The following is a 15297-nucleotide window of genomic DNA, read 5'->3' as shown; positions in this document are numbered from 1 at the left end:
CATACCGTGCTGTCGCGCATGGGCGCACATGGAAAGCCCTGATTCGGCGCGGGTTTGCGTGGAGTAATTGCTCTAGCCGCAAAGACTTGCCAGTGCGGATGATTCCGCGCTAATCCCGCATGGAATGCGCGATACGGTAGGGAAATCGGAGTTATGACAAAAGAATTGCAAAAATCACTTGCGTGGTAGGCGGGTTTCTTACATAATTCTGTTCTCACGACGCGGCTGTAGCTCAGTTGGATAGAGTACTTGGCTACGAACCAAGGGGTCGTGGGTTCGAATCCTGCCAGCCGCGCCACTTATTTCGAGGGTCTCCTCACGGGGAGACCCTCTGTTTTTCGGGAGAGTCCTTCCCAGTGACGCGCCGCATGTCATGCACATTCGGCCCGCGTCGATGAGAAGGCGAACCGACAGCAGCAGCATCGCCTGATCGGGTCTCGCGTGTAGTCAATGCGGCTGTAGCTCAGTTGGATAGAGTACTTGGCTACGAACCAAGGGGTCGTGGGTTCGAATCCTGCCAGCCGCACCAACTCAGTTGGTAAAAACGCTCCAGACGCGAAAGCTTCTGGAGCGTTTTTTCATTGGCGCCGCCGAAAGGTACGGTGCCATGCGATGCCCGTGTTGCCTGCGCCGCCCGGCAAGATGACCGCGCCGCGCGATTGTCATCTTGTTCGGCGATGCATCGTATCGCGTGTCCCTTACCCCGTCGTCGAACCCGGCGTCGATCCCACCTGCCATCCCAGACCCAGCGCCTTCTGTAGCGTCACGAACGACTTGAGCAGTTGCGCATCGCCTGCGACCCGGTCCTGCTCGGCGGAAAAGCGCGTGCGTTCGGCATCGAGCCAATCGAGCGTGCTTGCGGTGCCGGCGCGATAACGTTGACGCGTGAGCGTTGCGGCCCGCGTGGCCGAGGCCTCCACACTGCGCAGACGGTATACGTTTTCGCGCTGATGCCCGTAACGTGCCAGTGCCACGTCGGCGTCGCGCAACGCGCTGAGCACGGCGCTTTCATACTTCGCCTGCGCCTGATCGCGACCGGCCTTCGCGCCGTCGACGCTCGCCTGCACGCGTCCAAAATCGAGCACATTCCATTGCAGGCGCGGTAGCGTCATCCAGCTGAAGTTGTCTTTACGCACCAGATGGCCCGGATCCAGCGCCGAATATCCGAGTTCGCCCATGATCGAGAGCTTCGGAAACCAGTTGGCCGTTTGCACACCGATCTGGGCGTTCTGCGACGCCAGGCGACGTTCTGCCGCACGGATGTCCGGGCGTGCCTGCAACAACGCGGACGGATCGCCGATGGCGACCGTCTTCGGCACGCTCGGCAAGGCCCTGGGGACCGACAGCTCGGTGTCCAACGCACCCGGCGCACGGCCGGTGAGCAGCGCCAACTGATCGAGCGATTCGATGACGTCCGCTTCGAGCGGCAGCACGCGCGATTGCGTCTGTTCCACCTGCGTGATGAGTCGTTCGACGTCGAGTTCCGACGCGACGCCCCCCGCGCGACGCTGGCGGGTGAGATCGAGCATCTCGCCTTCGAGTTGTGCCGAGTCGCGCACCAGCGCCAGCCGTGCCTGCTGATCGCGCAAGGCGACGTAGGCCTGTGCGACTTCGGCGGCGAGTTGTACGTGGGCGTCCGCGAGATCCTCCGACGCCGCATCGGCGTCGGCGCTGGCGGCCTCGACAGCGCGTCGCGTGCCGCCGAACAGATCGATCTCCCAACTCGCGTCGAACCCGGCGACATACAAGTCGAGCGGGCCGCGACCACTGCCGCTGCCGCCATTGCCGCCATTGCCGCCAAGCAGGCTCAGATCGGGCGAGCGCGTGCGCAGCGTCGCGAGATCGACGCCCGCCTTGGGCAGCAGGTCGGCCTGATGATTGCGCAGGCTCGCGCGAGACTGGCGCACCTTCGCCTGTGCCGCGCGGATATCCGGGCTATGGGCGATGGCGTCGTCGATCAGCGCCGTGAGTTGCGCATCGCCAAGCGTCGCCCACCATCGGGCGACCCCCGGCGTATGCGCCGCGATGCCGGCTCCGGCATGCGCATACGTGGCGCCCGTGCGCAGGGCATTGGCCGCTACCTCGGGCGCGCCACGATAATCGGGGCCAACCGTGCAGCCGGTGACGAGAAGGGCGGCCGCGAGGGCCATCGTTCGGAAATGCAGCGTCATGATCGTTCAATGTCCGCCCGAACTGAAGCCGGTCGGTTGCTTGAGCAGCAGGGCCAGCGGCACGCAAAGCAGCAGCGCGATCCCCAATGCATAGAAAGTTTCGGAAAAGGTCATCACGCTCGCCTGCTGCGCGATCTCGGCGGCCAGCTGTGCGGTGGCCTGCAATTGCGCATGCACGCTATCCCCCGTCTGCGCGAAGAAGCTCGCCGCGTTGGCGGCAAGATGCGCCTGACCCAGCGAACTGTTGGCAGTGATCGTCTCGCGCAGCATGGCGTCGTGATAGGCGGTGCGCCGGTCGATCAGCGTACCGAGCAACGCGAGTCCGACGGACCCGCCCAAGTTGCGGGCCATGTTGTACAGACCGGCGGCGTCTCCCGCGTCCTGCGCCTCGACGGCCGCCATCGACGCCTGGTTGAGCGGCATCATCGCGAGCATCTGTCCCACGCCGCGCAGCAATTGCGACATCGTGAAATCATGCCCCACGCTTTGCGCGGTCAGATCGATGTCGAGCATGCAACTGGCGAAGAAGCACAGCAGCCCGAGAATCACGAGCAGACGAATGTCCACGCGGCTGATCAGGCGCGGCAGGAACGGCATCATCAGAAAGGCAGGCAGCCCCGAGAGCAGCATGATGTTGCCCGACTGCTGCGCGTTGTAGCCCGCGATCGTCGCGAGGAACTGCGGCAGCAGATACGACACGCCATAGAGTCCCGCGCCCACCGTGAACACGATGTAGATCACGCTCGCGTAATTCCTGTTACCCAGCAGCGAGAGCTTGACGATCGGTTTCTCCGCCGTGAACTGCGCCACCAGCATCATGGCGATGCCGATGGCCGACACGATCGAGAGCCAGACGATCAGCGGCGAGTCGAACCAGCGTTCGCGCTGTCCTTCCTCCAGCACCACGGTCAGCGTACTCAGGCCGATGGTCAAGCCCACGATACCCAGCCAGTCTGCCTTGAAGAACGCCTGCAGATGGGTCGGTTCGCGCTTCAGGCCGAGCATGAGCAACGTGACGATAGTCGCCGAGATCGGCAGGTTCAGGAAGAAGCACCAGCGCCAGTTGGCATTCTCGGTGAGCCAGCCGCCGACCACCGGGCCGAGCAGCGGGCCGAGCAGTACGATCAGGCCGAACATTGCCATGCCCACGGGCATCTGGTGGCGGGGCAGGCGCGTGCGGATGATCATCTGCGCCGTCGGAATCATGGCGCCGCCGGCAAAGCCCTGCCCGATGCGGCCGACAATCATCTCGGCCAGACTGCTCGATGCGCCGCACATCATCGAGAAGAGCGTGAAGAAAACGGCGTTGAGCATCAGGAAGCGCCGTAGACCGAGCACGCGCGTGAGCCATGCGGCGAGCGGAATCATGACGATTTCCGACATCAGGTAGCCGGTCGAGATCCAGGTGCCCTCGGTGCCCGACGCACCGATCTGCCCCTGTATCTGCGGCAGGGCGGAGTTGGTGATCGAGATATCGAGCGTGGCCAGCAGGGCGCCCAGTGCGCCGGCCGCCACGGCGATCCAGTCCGACGCCGACGCGTTGCGCGGCGTGGCGGCGTTCGCGGCGACACCGCCTGGGTGTCCCCCGCGTCCGCCAGGTCCCCCATGCCCGCCGCTGCCGGCCGCTACGGCACTCCGCGCCTGGTCGCGCGTCGGCTCGACGGGCAAGGGCGACGGAGACGACGCAAACGACGAAGGCGAAGTGATCGACGATGTGTCCATCGCGCCACGCTCAGCCACGTTGCGCCCCAACGTTTGCCGATGACGGTGCGGCGTCGGCGTTCGACGGCGCGCTGGTGACGGGGCCGACGAGGGCGTTCAGTGGCGCGCTGAGCGCGAGCTGTACCACGGGGTCGCCCGCCCGATCTGCTTGATCGGCCCGACTCGCCCGCTTGGCGGGGGCGGCCGTATCGCGGCGATGGGTGTCGACGTCCGCCGTCACCGACAGGCCCGGCAGCAGCACCGTGCGCAGCGATGCCGGCACGTCGAGCCGGATGCGCACCGGCACGCGCTGCACGATCTTCGTGAAGTTCCCGGTCGCATTCTGCGCGGGCAGCAAGGCGAACTGTGCGCCCGTGCCCGGCGAGAGCGAATCGACCACGCCGTGAATCGGCTGACTCGGCAGGGCGTCGACGTGAACCGTCACCGGCTGGCCGGGCCGCATATGACCCACCTGCGTTTCCTTGAAGTTCGCCGTCAGATACACGTTCTGCACCGGCACGACGGTCAGCAACCGCGTGCCCGGCTGAGCGAACTGGCCCACGCGCACGGCGCGATCGCCGATGCGGCCGGCCAGCGTGCTCTTGACCACTGTGTCGGCGAGATCGAGTTCCGCCTTGCGCGCACTGGCCTGTGCGACCGTCAATTGCGCCTTGGCCTGCGCCAGCGCGGCGTCGAGCGTGTCGGCCTGACGCTCGCTCGCCTGAACGCTGGCTTGATGGCTCTTGAGTGTGGCGTCGGCGCGGGTGCTGGCATTGCGCAGCTCGGCAAGACGCTCGTCGGTTTCCGCGCCGGTGGCCACGAGCGGCGCATAGCGTTTGACCTGACCCGCCGTGTAGCGCGCGTCCGCACGCGCACCGTCGAGTTCGGCGCGTGATTGCGCGATCGTCGCGGTGTGCTGGGCGCGTTCGGCCTCGGCGCGCGCGACATCGGCTTCGCGTGCCTGCACGGTTGCCTGTGCCTCGTCGAAGGCGGCCTGGTATTGGCGCGCGTCGAGCCGCACGAGCGGCTGACCAACGCTCACCGTTTCGTTGTCGCGCACTAACACTTCCGTTACGTAGCCGCCCACTTTGGGCGCGACAGTCATGCTGTCGGCTTGCAGGTAGGCATCGTCGGTCGACTCGATGAAGCGCCCAACGAACCACCAGTGCGCGCCCCAGCCAAGACCCGCGACGACGCCCACTGCCAGCGCACCCAGCAGAATCGTTTTGCGACGACGGTTGGCCGGCGCCTCGGGCCGGCCCGGCGTCTGCGTGGTCTCGGCGGCTTCCACGGTCCTGGCGGTCGGGGTGTCGGCGTGGCGTGCGATCGGCGGTGTCGAGGTTGTCGGTTTGACCGGTGCTGCGGTTGACATGAGGGAGCCTTCAAATTATTCCGTTTGGCAAAATTATTCCAGTTGATCGATTTGTGTCAAGTGTTATATTTTTGACGAAAGTTTTGGCAAGCAAGGACAGACATGACAGGAACTTCACGCGCCGGGCGCGCACCACGCACGCCTGTGCGAACGCGGCATGCGGTCGACACGGGGTATCAACGTGGTGAGGAAACGCGCGCGCGCATCATCCTGGCGGCGATCAAGTGCTTTGGCGAGTTCGGTTTTGCGGGGGCCTCCACGCGGGACATCGCGAACGAGGCCGGCGTGAACGCACCGGCGCTGCAGTATTACTTCGACAACAAGGAGGGGGTGTACACGGCGTGCGTCGAGTACATCGTGGGTCTTGTCATGGGGCAGATGGGCGAAGCGATCGAGGCGGCCGAGCGCGTGGTGGCCGAACCGGAGGCGACCGACAAGCAGCTTATCGACGCATTCTGCGAGCTGCAGAACCGCAAGGCGGGGTTCATGGAGGAAGTGCCGGAGATCGAGGGTTGGCACATGTTCATGGCCCGTGAGCAGGCAGGGCTTGGACCCGAGGCGGGTTTCAAGGTGTTCCACGAGCGCTTTTCGAGCCGGCTCGCCGCGGTAGGGGCGAACATTGTGACGCGGCTCGCGGGCGTGGCGCCCGACGATGAGGCAATGCGGGTTCGGGCCGTGTGCATCAGTACGCTGGGCATGGCGTTTCGCGTGATGCGCCGCTCTGTCGACAGTTCGATGGGGTGGGCGAGCGAGCCGAATCCCGAACGCAACCGGATGGTGCGCGAGGCGGTGCTCGAACAGACGCGGTACCTGCTGCAACGCATCGTCAAGCAACGCAAGTCGGGTGGGTAGGCACGTCGCGACGCGAAAGCGGCACGACAGCGGCAATCTCGGAAAACGGCGTTCACGGCCCGGATAGCACACCGTGCCCGGGCTTGGCCGGGCGTTACGAGTTCAACGCAAAAAATGGGATTTGCTGGCCATTTGTGGCGGACAACTGGCGGCGATTCGAAGGATCTGCCAGAATCCTGGGGAACTTGATGGATTCTGCCAATGAACCTTGACCTTGCCGATCTGCGTATCCTGCGCCATCTCGAACTCAACGGGCGCATCTCCAACCAGGAGTTGGCGGATGCCGTCGGGTTGTCGCCATCGGCCTGCCTTCGTCGGGTGAAGTTGCTCGAGGATCGCGGGGTGATTTCCGGATACCGCTGCATCGTGGACGCACAGCATATCGGCCTCGAGTTCGAAGCCCTGGTCCAAATCTCGCTGCGCCCCGATGTCGATCAATGGCACGAGAAATTTCTCGCTTGCGTCCAGAATTGGCCTGAGGTGGTGACCGCACGCATCGTCACTGGCTCGGCCAATTACATCTTGACCGTCAGGGCCCGGAATCTCGCGCATTACTCGGATTTCATCGTGAACGAGTTGTACCGTGCGCCGGCGGTCATGGCGATCCAATCGAACATCGTGCTCAAGACAATCAAGCAAACCCAGTCGCTCGTCGATCTGGTGAAGCAGAAATAAAAATATCGACGATATTCACCCGTTCCCGAAAGACGGTCGGGACTTCCCGGAAGAAGAGACGCAGCATGGCAGTGATTACCACCATTGAGGACTTGCGGGTGCTCGCGCAGCGGCGCGTGCCGCGCATGTTTTACGAATATGTCGATTCCGGCTCATGGACCGAGTCGACGTATCGGGCGAATGCGGCGGACTTTGGCGGGATTGCGTTTCGCCAGCGTGTCGCGGTCAACATCGAGCATCGCAGCACGCGCGCGACAATGTTGGGCGAGCCGGTCGCCATGCCGGTGGCGTTGGCGCCCACCGGCATGACCGGCATGCTGCATGCGGACGGCGAGATTCTCGCGGCGCGCGCGGCCGAGGCGTTCGGCGTGCCGTTCACACTCTCGACTGTTTCGATCTGTTCGATCGAAGATGTGGCCGCGCATACCAAGGCGCCGTTCTGGTTCCAGTTGTACGTGATGCGCGATCGCGACTTCATCGAGCGACTGATTGATCGCGCCAAGGCGGCGGGGTGCTCGGCGCTGATGGTGACGATGGATCTGCAGATCAGCGGCCAGCGCCATCGCGACATCAAGAATGGCCTGTCGGCGCCGCCGAAGCTCACGCTGCCGAACATTGCCAACATGATGACCAAGCCGCGCTGGTGCCTGGGCATGTTGGGCACGCGCCGTCGCACGTTCGGCAACATCGTGGGGCATGCGAAGGGGGTGGACGACATCGGTTCGCTCGCGGCGTGGTCGGCGGCGCAGTTCGACCCTCGCCTGTCCTGGGACGACGTGGCCTGGATCAAGAAGCGCTGGGGCGGCAAACTCGTGCTCAAGGGCGTGCTCGATCCGGACGATGCGCGCGCGGCGCGCGACGCAGGGGCGGATGCGATCGTGGTGAGCAACCACGGCGGACGTCAGCTCGACGGGGCGATCTCGACGATCCGTGCGCTGCCCGACATTGTCGCGGCGGTGGGACGCGACACGCAGGTGTGGCTCGACGGCGGCGTGCGTTCCGGGCAGGACGTGATCAAGGCGATGGCGCTGGGCGCGAAGGGGACGTTGATCGGGCGACCGTTCCTGTACGGGCTGGGGGCGATGGGCGAGGCGGGCGTGCGTCGCGCGCTGGAGGTCATTGCCAGGGAGATGGACGTGACGATGGCGTTGACCGGTCGCACGAGCATCGAGCGTCTCGACACGTCGATGCTCATCCCGGGAAGCTATCCGACGGGCATTGGATCGTACCTTGCGGAACCCGGCAGGCGGTGAGCCGTCTGTCGTGCCAGTGAGAGAAGCCGCAGCCATCGTGCTGCGGCTTTTTCATTGGCGTAGGGGCTTTCCGATATTCGGCCTACCCGCTTCCGCCGGATCGTGGGGGCGGCGATGATGCAAGGCATGGGTCAGATGGCCGTGAGATGGCGGTGCAGGAGTTTGCAACAAATTTGTTGTGATGTCTGTGCGGCATACACGACAGATCTGTTGTAATTTTCGGTTCCATCGCGGGTGAGGTATGACGTACAGCGAATTCCGAAGGTGGCTTTTGTATGCACGTCAATCAGGTGCAGGTGGATCGGCTACTGAAGCTCGGCTACGCCTCTCGCCTCGACGCGGTGGAGAACGCCTTTGCCGCGTTGGGTAAGCGGCTGGAAGTTCGCGTGGTATAGCGCCGTCGCGGCGACCGCGCCAAGCTGGCATTCCCAACGACAACGCCCCGCAATCGCGGGGCGTTGTCGTTCAGGCAGACGCGGGTCGATCAATGATGATGCTTGCGATGGCCGTGGCGCTTGCCACGGTAGCCGTAGCCATCGTTGTCGTACGAGCTGGAGCGCGACATGTTGCCGCCGAGCGCGGCGCCGGCGCCGCCGCCAACGGCCGCACCGATCAGGCCGCCCGAGCGTCCGCCCATCGCATTGCCAGCGGCCGTGCCGGCACCACCGCCGAGCGCGCCGCCAACGATGGCGCCCGTGCGCTCGCGACGATTGGACGTGATCGCCCCGCCGGCCCCGCCGCCGACTGCGCCGCCAAGCACTGCACCGGTGCTGCCGCCGAGCGCGCCACCCACGGCCGCGCCCGCCACGCCGCCCAGCGCACCGCCAACGGCATTGTTCATATCACTGGCCGACGCGGCCAGCGAGGTCGTTGCAACCACGGCGGCGATCGCCACCATCGGGAAAATTCGTTTGATCATAGGTCGTGAATAAGATGCGGATGAATGCGGACCCAGTATAAAGACACGCGACCGTGCCGCCGTCACCCCAATGTTTCATGTCTCGTAAGGACAGTAACAAAATGTTTCAGTGCGTGCGTTGAAAGCGGTTAGCTTTTATGAGGCATCGCCGCCCGTGCGACGCCGCGATGGCACTTTCATCTCGGCCACGTAGCGATATAACTGTGCCGCCGCCGGCGAGAGCGGCCGCGCCTTGCTGCGTATCATTCCCATGCGCCGCGTCACTACCGGATCGACCAGCGGCACGCTCGTGAGCAACGGATGTTCGCTACCCGGCATTGCCATCGTCGGCACGGCCGCCACGCCGAGCCCCGCTTCGACCAGACCGAGCATGGTGGTGACGTGCTGCGTCTCGCAGATGCTTGGCGGGCGCTGGGGCAGCGAGGTGAGCGCTTGATCGAGCAGCAGCCGGTTGCCCGAGACGCGGCCGACACTGATGTAGTCGTATTCGTAAAGCTCACGCCACGTCACCCGCTTTCTGCCCGCGAGTGCATGGTCGCGCCGGCAGGCCGCCACATAGCGCTCCTGCAACAGGAGCTTGAACTCGATGTTCGGCTCCTGGCTGCCGATGAAATTCAACCCGAAATCGGCGTCGCCATTCGCCACCGACGCGAGCACCTCGTTGGCACTTGCGTCGAGCACCGAGATGCGGATGCGGGGAAACGCCTGGTGGTAGCGTGAGATCACCTGCGGCATGAAGTAATACGCGGCCGACGGCACACAGGCAATGGTCACGTGTCCGAGGCTCGACGAGGCCACATCGCGAATACCCAGCAGGGCGTTGTCCAGATCGTCCAGAATCCGCTCCGCGTCGCGGGCGAAAGCGCGTCCGACGGTTGTCAGCGCCACGCGCCGCGTGCTGCGCTCGAAGAGCTTGACCCCGAGCGCGTCCTCGAGCTTGTCGATACGGCGCGAGAGCGCGGGCTGCGAGAGATGGATCGACTCGGCCGCGCGGCGAAAGCTCGCCAGTTGCGCCACCGCGCGAAATGCCTGCAAATCGTTCAGATCGAAGTTGATCGCCATGACGTTGGGAGCAGAAAGTCGGGTAGACGCCTCGAGGCACGCCGACGTCCAGAGCACGCCGAGGCTTGGTTGCGATGCGGAGTGTAGCCCGTTACCGCTTGGCAGACGCATCAACATCCTACGATTGATCGCATATGTGCATCAATACTTCCAAAACTTGCAATTCACAAGCCGGGAACTTCCGGCGCACCATTGGCAACTTCTAAAAAGCGCTCATGACGATTCAAACGTCCCTGGTAGAGGCGCATTCCGACGACACATTGGCGGCCCGATCTCCCGGGCTGCCGGCAACACGGAGACAGCGCATGTCACAGCGCCCCAACGACGCGGTTTCGCGTCGCCCCTCGAAAGCCGGCGCGATCCTGCGCGTAACGGCCGGCAATTTCCTCGAGCAGTTCGATTTCTTTCTGTTCGGCTTCTACGCCACTCAGATCTCGCACGTCTTCTTTCCGGCGGGCAGCGAGTTCGCTTCGCTCATGATGACCTTCGCCGTCTTTGGCGCGGGCTTCCTGATGCGACCGCTCGGCGCGATTGTGCTGGGCGCGTACATCGATAACGTCGGCCGCCGCAAGGGACTGGTCACGACGCTGGCGATCATGGCGAGCGGCACCGTGCTCATCGCCTTCGTGCCGGGGTACGCCACCATTGGTCTCGCGGCGCCGGTGCTCGTGCTGATCGGACGTTTGCTGCAAGGTTTCTCGGCCGGTGCCGAGCTGGGCGGCGTGTCCGTGTATCTCGCGGAAATCGCCACGCCGGGCCGCAAGGGCTTCTACACGAGTTGGCAGTCGGCGAGCCAACAGGTCGCCATTGTTGTGTCGGCGGCGCTCGGCTTCACGCTTTCGCTCACGCTCACCGCGCAGCAGATCGCGGCATGGGGCTGGCGTGTGCCGTTCCTCGTGGGTTGCATGATCGTGCCGATGATCTTCGCGTTGCGCCGCTCGCTCCAGGAGAGCGACGAATTCAAGCAGCGCAAGCGTCATCCGTCCTTGGGCGAAGTGTTCCGCTCGATGGCCGCCAACGCCGGCGTGGTGATCGGCGGCACGCTGCTCGTGGCCCTCACCACGACGGCGTTCTACCTGATTACCGTCTACGCGCCGACCTTCGGCAAGAGCGTGCTGCACCTGTCGAGCGCCGATGCGTTGCTCGTCACGTTGTGCGTGGGTGTGTCGAACTTCATCTGGCTGCCGATCGGCGGCATGCTGTCCGACCGCATTGGCCGCCGCCCGGTATTGCTGCTCTTCGCGGGACTGACGCTCGTGTCGGCCTACCCGGTGCTCACGTTCCTGGTTCAGGCCCCGAGCTTCACGCGCATGCTAATCTCGCTGCTATGGCTGTCGTTCCTGTACGGCATGTACAACGGCGCGATGATTCCGGCGCTGACCGAAGTCATGCCACCTGACGTGCGCGTGGCCGGCTTCTCGCTTGCGTATAGCCTCGCGACGGCGCTTTTCGGCGGCTTCACGCCTGCGTTGTCGACTTATCTGATCCACGCAACGGGCGACAAGGCCGCGCCGGGCTACTGGATGAGTATCGCCGCGTTGTGCGCGATTTGCGCGACGCTGGCGCTCTACCGCCGCCGCCCCGGCGGGCAGGGGAGTCCCCGTACTGAACTCGCCGCAGGCTAAGCCACGCGGCAGGCGCGCCCCGTTCGCGGGCGCGCCCGGCAACGCTTCCCCAAAACGGGTGCCGACGCGCATCCATCCCCAAAAGCAAAATTCAGAGAGACACTGCCATGAAAGCCATCGCCCTCCCGGCGCGCATGCGCGCGCCCCGACATCTGCTTGCCGCGCTCGGCGTTGGCATCGCCATGACCACGCTGCTCGGTGCCACGTCGGCCAGCGCGGAAGACCTGCACGTGATGAACTCCGGCGGCTTCACGGCCGCGTACAAGTTGCTGCTGCCCAAGTTCGAGGCGTCGAGCGGCGATCATGTGGACACCGCGTGGGGGCCGTCGATGGGCAAGGCGCCCGAGGCGATCCCCAACCGTCTGGCGCGTGGCGAGTCGGCCGATGCCGTCATCATGGTCGGCTACGCCCTCGACGGTCTTATCAAGGCCGGCAAGGTGCGCGCCGATTCCCGCGTCGACCTGGCCGATTCACGCATCGGCGTCGTCGTGAAATCGGGCGACGTCGTGCCCGATGTCAGCACGCCCGAAAAGCTCAAGGCTGCGCTGCTCGCCGCGAAATCGGTCGCGTACTCCGACAGCGCCAGCGGTGTGTATGTCGAGCGAGAACTCTTCAAGAAGCTGGGCATCGTCGACCAGATGCGGGGCAAGAGCGTGATGGTGCAGAAGACGCCCGTGGCCGAAAAGGTCGCTGCCGGCGACTATGCGCTGGGGCTGCAACAGGTCAGCGAGCTGCTGCCGGTCAAGGGCGCTGCGTTCGCGGGCAAGATTCCCGAGTCGCTGCAATCGGTCACGCGTTTCGCCGGCGGCGTGCCGGTGAATGCGCCCCATCCGGACGAAGCGAAGAAACTGCTGACGTATCTGGCCGCGCCCGCGATGGCGAAGGAAGTCGAGTCCACCGGTCTCGATCCGCTGGCACATTGATGTGCCGGTCTTCATTGAAGATATGAACTAACGTGTTGCTTGCGTCGGGGGAGATAATTTTCCCTCGGCATCCTTGGCGGGTTTGACCGACAATGACGCGTCAGACAACGGCGTTGCACAGGACGACGCCACCGCCAAGGAGACCGACATGGCCTCAGCGCCAGCTCAACCCGCTCAGCCGATACAGGCTGCCGATTCGCGTGCCGGCGCAGCCGGCCCCTCGGCCCCCCACGCCCCGCCCTTGAACGAGATCGTCGCGCTCGACGCGCTGGCGTTGTCCGACGCCATTCACACGCGCCGCGTGTCGTGTCGCGAGGTCATGCAGGCGTATCTCACGCACATTGCGCATTACAACCCGGCGGTCAACGCCATCGTGTCCTTGCACGATGCCGACGCCTTGCTTGCGCAGGCCGACGAGCGCGACCAGCAGTTGGCCAATGGCCAGTCCCTGGGGTGGATGCACGGCATGCCGCATGCCGTGAAGGATTTCGCCGCGTGCGCGGGATTTCCCACGCGCAAAGGCTCGCCGCTGACGTCGGCGGCGCCCGACACGCAGGACAGCATCGGCGTTGCGCGCATCCGCGCGGCGGGCGCGATCTTCATCGGCAAGACCAACGTCTCCGAGTTCGGATTGGGCTCGCATAGCTACAACCCCGTCTTTGGCGTCACGGGCAACGCTTACGACGCGACGCGCAGCGCAGGTGGCAGCAGCGGCGGGGCGGGCAGCGCGCTTGCGCTACGCATGCTGCCGGTCGCGGATGGCAGCGACATGATGGGGTCGCTGCGCAATCCGGCTGCGTTCGGCAACGTGTATGGCTTCCGGCCGTCGCAGGGCCGGGTGCCCTATGGTCCGGCGCCTGAGTTGTTCGTCCAGCAACTGAGCACCGAGGGGCCGATGGGGCGTTCTGTCGCCGACGTCGCCCAACTGCTCGCCACGCAAGCGGGCTACGACGCGCGCAGTCCGCTTTCCCTGGCGCAGGCGCATGGCGCGGTGCCGTTCGCGAGCGCGTTGCAACGCGACGTCAAGGGATTGAAGCTGGGCTGGCTGGGCGACTATGGCGGCCATCTGCCGATGGAAGACGGTGTGATGGCCCTGTGCGAGGCATCGTTGCGCGACTTCACGGCGATGGGGTGCGAAGTGCAATCTTGTGCGCCCGACTTCGCGCCGGAGCGATTGTGGCAGACGTGGCTCACGTTGCGTCACTGGCTCGTGAGCGGCTCGCTGGGCGAGTTGTATGCCGACCCTGCGCGCCGCGACAAGCTCAAGCCGGAGGCGCAGTGGGAAGTCGAGGGCGGGCATGCATTACGCGCGGCCGATGTATATCGCGCGTCCGTTGATCGCAGCGAGTGGTATCGCTCGCTCGCGCGGCTGTTCGAGCGTTACGACTTCCTGCTGCTGCCTTCGGCGCAGGTCTTCCCGTTCGACGCACAAATGCACTGGCCGTCGTCCGTCGCGGGCAAGCCGATGGACACCTATCATCGGTGGATGGAAGTGGTGATCGGGCCGACGCTGGCCGGACTGCCGGCGATCAGCGTGCCGGTCGGATTCGATGCGCGCGGGTTGCCGATGGGACTGCAAATCATCGGACCGGCGCAGGCCGATCTCGCGGTGTTGCAACTGGCGCATGCGCACGAGCAGCAAACGCAGTGGGTGCGTCGCCGGCTGCCGCCGATGCTTGCCGGTACCGCGAGGGGTTGATCGGCGGGCAAAGGACGGGGCCGTTCGGCTTACCTTGGGCGGGCGGCGCGTGCCTGCGCCCGTAGCGGGCGCAGCAATTCACCCAGCGCGTTGTGATCGATCTCGTGCATGAGGGCGAGCAGGCGACCGATGTCGCCCGGCGGAAAACCCTCGCGGGCGAACCAGCTCAGGTAATTGCCGGGCAGGTCGGCAATGAGCGTGCCCTTGTGTTTGCCGAACGGCATGGGCGTGGTGACGAGGCGCATCAGCGCGTCGGCATCGAAATCGAGCATAAGCGACAGGCGCGGATGGCGCGCGGGCACGAAGAGAGGCAAAGCGTTACGCTACCACATGCGTTCCACCGGGTCGGCCGGGGAGCGCGCCCAACTTGGGGAGTTCGTATGCATCAACGATTGGATGGCATCGCGGCGTCGGGCGAGTTGCCCGGCCCGGATGGCGAAGCGCTCGATCCGTTGCGCACGTTCGTCGCGGGGCTTTCGCGACTGCTGGCGCGTCATCCGGACGAGACAACGCTGCTCGACGCCGGCGCGGGTCTGCTGGCACCACTCGTCGCATGTGACGACTGGTTGCCCGCCGCGTTCGCGGTGCCACATCCCGAGCACTATCAGCAATACCTGTTGCATTGCGATCCGGCGCAGCGCTTTTCCATCGTGAGTTTCGTTTGGGGGCCGGGGCAGGTCACGCCAATTCACGATCACACCGTGTGGGGCCTGATCGGCATGTTGCGCGGGGCGGAGGATTCGCAGCCCTATCGGCTCGACGCGCAGGGCGTACCGGTCATGACGGGGCCGCCGGTGCGTCTGTCGCCGGGCGATGTGGAGGTGCTCTCGCCGCGGTTGGGGGACATTCACCGTGTGAGCAATGCCTACGCCGACCGGGTCTCGGTGAGCATCCACGTGTACGGGGCGAACATTGGCACCGTGCGTCGCAGCGTGTTCACCGAAGCGGGCGAGCGCAAAAGCTTCATCTCCGGATACGCCAATGCGCAATCGCCGAATCCATAAAGAAAGGCGCCGCAACGTGCCGACGGCCCTCGCCACGCGTT

The 15297-nt window shown here is 65.0% G+C and carries 13 protein-coding genes and 2 tRNA genes; 9 read left to right on the top strand and 6 right to left on the bottom strand.

Annotated features, from left to right (window positions below):
- Positions 1-221: 221 nt before the first annotated feature.
- Positions 222-298, top strand: a tRNA-Arg gene (locus PCE31106_RS12350).
- Between the two features lie 154 nt (positions 299-452).
- Positions 453-529 (top strand) — tRNA-Arg (locus PCE31106_RS12345).
- A gap of 169 nt (positions 530-698) precedes the next feature.
- On the opposite strand, the gene PCE31106_RS12340 is transcribed toward PCE31106_RS12345, so the two are convergent.
- From PCE31106_RS12340 to PCE31106_RS12330, 3 genes are read right to left on the bottom strand one after another with little or no spacing between them, the layout of a single operon-like run.
- A complete protein-coding gene (locus tag PCE31106_RS12340) occupies positions 699-2171 on the bottom strand; it encodes an efflux transporter outer membrane subunit (protein WP_150563445.1) in 1473 nt (490 codons plus the stop codon).
- Positions 2172-2177: 6 nt separating this feature from the next.
- Positions 2178-3893 (bottom strand): DHA2 family efflux MFS transporter permease subunit, encoded by a 1716-nt coding sequence (locus PCE31106_RS12335; protein ID WP_150563444.1) that lies wholly within the window; start codon positions 3891-3893, stop codon positions 2178-2180.
- Positions 3894-3903: 10 nt separating this feature from the next.
- On the bottom strand, positions 3904-5244 hold the full coding sequence (locus tag PCE31106_RS12330) for an HlyD family secretion protein (RefSeq protein ID WP_150563443.1): 1341 nt from the start codon (positions 5242-5244) through the stop codon (positions 3904-3906).
- 102 nt (positions 5245-5346) lie between these two features.
- Here PCE31106_RS12330 and PCE31106_RS12325 point away from each other — a divergent pair, with 102 nt between their 5' ends.
- The 3 genes from PCE31106_RS12325 (at position 5347) to PCE31106_RS12315 (ending at position 8024) form a co-directional block, all read left to right on the top strand.
- Positions 5347-6096 (top strand): CerR family C-terminal domain-containing protein, encoded by a 750-nt coding sequence (locus PCE31106_RS12325; protein WP_150563442.1) that lies wholly within the window; start codon positions 5347-5349, stop codon positions 6094-6096.
- 201 nt (positions 6097-6297) lie between these two features.
- Entirely contained in the window at positions 6298-6771 is a 474-nt protein-coding gene (locus PCE31106_RS12320; protein WP_017235024.1) for an Lrp/AsnC family transcriptional regulator, read from the top strand.
- 65 nt (positions 6772-6836) lie between these two features.
- Positions 6837-8024, top strand: a complete 1188-nt coding sequence (locus PCE31106_RS12315; protein WP_150563441.1) for an alpha-hydroxy acid oxidase — start codon at positions 6837-6839, stop codon at positions 8022-8024.
- A 484-nt stretch (positions 8025-8508) separates the two neighbouring features.
- Here the strand turns inward: PCE31106_RS12315 and PCE31106_RS12305 are convergent, their stop codons facing one another.
- On the bottom strand, positions 8509-8943 hold the full coding sequence (locus PCE31106_RS12305; protein ID WP_150563440.1) for a hypothetical protein: 435 nt from the start codon (positions 8941-8943) through the stop codon (positions 8509-8511).
- A 135-nt stretch (positions 8944-9078) separates the two neighbouring features.
- The gene (locus tag PCE31106_RS12300; protein WP_150563439.1) at positions 9079-10005 is read right to left on the bottom strand and encodes a LysR family transcriptional regulator; all 927 of its coding nucleotides are present in this window, start codon (positions 10003-10005) and stop codon (positions 9079-9081) included.
- Between the two features lie 305 nt (positions 10006-10310).
- Here PCE31106_RS12300 and PCE31106_RS12295 point away from each other — a divergent pair, with 305 nt between their 5' ends.
- From PCE31106_RS12295 to PCE31106_RS12285, 3 genes are all read left to right on the top strand, one after another.
- Positions 10311-11630 (top strand): MFS transporter, encoded by a 1320-nt coding sequence (locus PCE31106_RS12295; protein WP_150563438.1) that lies wholly within the window; start codon positions 10311-10313, stop codon positions 11628-11630.
- A gap of 134 nt (positions 11631-11764) precedes the next feature.
- Positions 11765-12553: a substrate-binding domain-containing protein gene (locus PCE31106_RS12290; RefSeq protein ID WP_437343811.1), complete on the top strand. Its 789-nt coding sequence runs from the start codon at positions 11765-11767 to the stop codon at positions 12551-12553.
- A 148-nt stretch (positions 12554-12701) separates the two neighbouring features.
- Positions 12702-14252, top strand: coding sequence for an amidase (locus PCE31106_RS12285; protein ID WP_254441002.1), 1551 nt, complete (start codon positions 12702-12704; stop codon positions 14250-14252).
- Between the two features lie 29 nt (positions 14253-14281).
- On the opposite strand, the gene PCE31106_RS12280 is transcribed toward PCE31106_RS12285, so the two are convergent.
- Positions 14282-14524: a DUF3820 family protein gene (locus tag PCE31106_RS12280; RefSeq protein WP_150553051.1), complete on the bottom strand. Its 243-nt coding sequence runs from the start codon at positions 14522-14524 to the stop codon at positions 14282-14284.
- Positions 14525-14632: 108 nt separating this feature from the next.
- Between PCE31106_RS12280 and PCE31106_RS12275 the strand changes: the two genes are divergently transcribed.
- A complete protein-coding gene (locus PCE31106_RS12275; RefSeq protein ID WP_150563436.1) occupies positions 14633-15256 on the top strand; it encodes a cysteine dioxygenase family protein in 624 nt (207 codons plus the stop codon).
- Positions 15257-15297 lie beyond the last annotated feature (41 nt).

Source organism: Pandoraea cepalis (genome assembly GCF_902459665.1).
GTDB lineage: Bacteria > Pseudomonadota > Gammaproteobacteria > Burkholderiales > Burkholderiaceae > Pandoraea > Pandoraea cepalis.
Note: the sequence above shows the minus strand (reverse complement) of the source record. Positions and strands in the feature narration are given on the sequence as shown.

Bases quoted from the DNA above. Each gene is read 5' to 3' on its own strand.
- PCE31106_RS12340 (WP_150563445.1), bottom strand. From the start codon at position 2,171: ATGACGCTGCATTTCCGAACGATGGCCCTCGCGGCCGCCCTTCTCGTC.
- PCE31106_RS12335 (WP_150563444.1), bottom strand. From the start codon at position 3,893: ATGGACACATCGTCGATCACTTCGCCTTCGTCGTTTGCGTCGTCTCCG.
- PCE31106_RS12330 (WP_150563443.1), bottom strand. From the start codon at position 5,244: ATGTCAACCGCAGCACCGGTCAAACCGACAACCTCGACACCGCCGATC.
- PCE31106_RS12325 (WP_150563442.1), top strand. From the start codon at position 5,347: ATGACAGGAACTTCACGCGCCGGGCGCGCACCACGCACGCCTGTGCGA.
- PCE31106_RS12320 (WP_017235024.1), top strand. From the start codon at position 6,298: ATGAACCTTGACCTTGCCGATCTGCGTATCCTGCGCCATCTCGAACTC.
- PCE31106_RS12315 (WP_150563441.1), top strand. From the start codon at position 6,837: ATGGCAGTGATTACCACCATTGAGGACTTGCGGGTGCTCGCGCAGCGG.
- PCE31106_RS12305 (WP_150563440.1), bottom strand. From the start codon at position 8,943: ATGATCAAACGAATTTTCCCGATGGTGGCGATCGCCGCCGTGGTTGCA.
- PCE31106_RS12300 (WP_150563439.1), bottom strand. From the start codon at position 10,005: ATGGCGATCAACTTCGATCTGAACGATTTGCAGGCATTTCGCGCGGTG.
- PCE31106_RS12295 (WP_150563438.1), top strand. From the start codon at position 10,311: ATGTCACAGCGCCCCAACGACGCGGTTTCGCGTCGCCCCTCGAAAGCC.
- PCE31106_RS12290 (WP_437343811.1), top strand. From the start codon at position 11,765: ATGCGCGCGCCCCGACATCTGCTTGCCGCGCTCGGCGTTGGCATCGCC.
- PCE31106_RS12285 (WP_254441002.1), top strand. From the start codon at position 12,702: ATGGCCTCAGCGCCAGCTCAACCCGCTCAGCCGATACAGGCTGCCGAT.
- PCE31106_RS12280 (WP_150553051.1), bottom strand. From the start codon at position 14,524: ATGCTCGATTTCGATGCCGACGCGCTGATGCGCCTCGTCACCACGCCC.
- PCE31106_RS12275 (WP_150563436.1), top strand. From the start codon at position 14,633: ATGCATCAACGATTGGATGGCATCGCGGCGTCGGGCGAGTTGCCCGGC.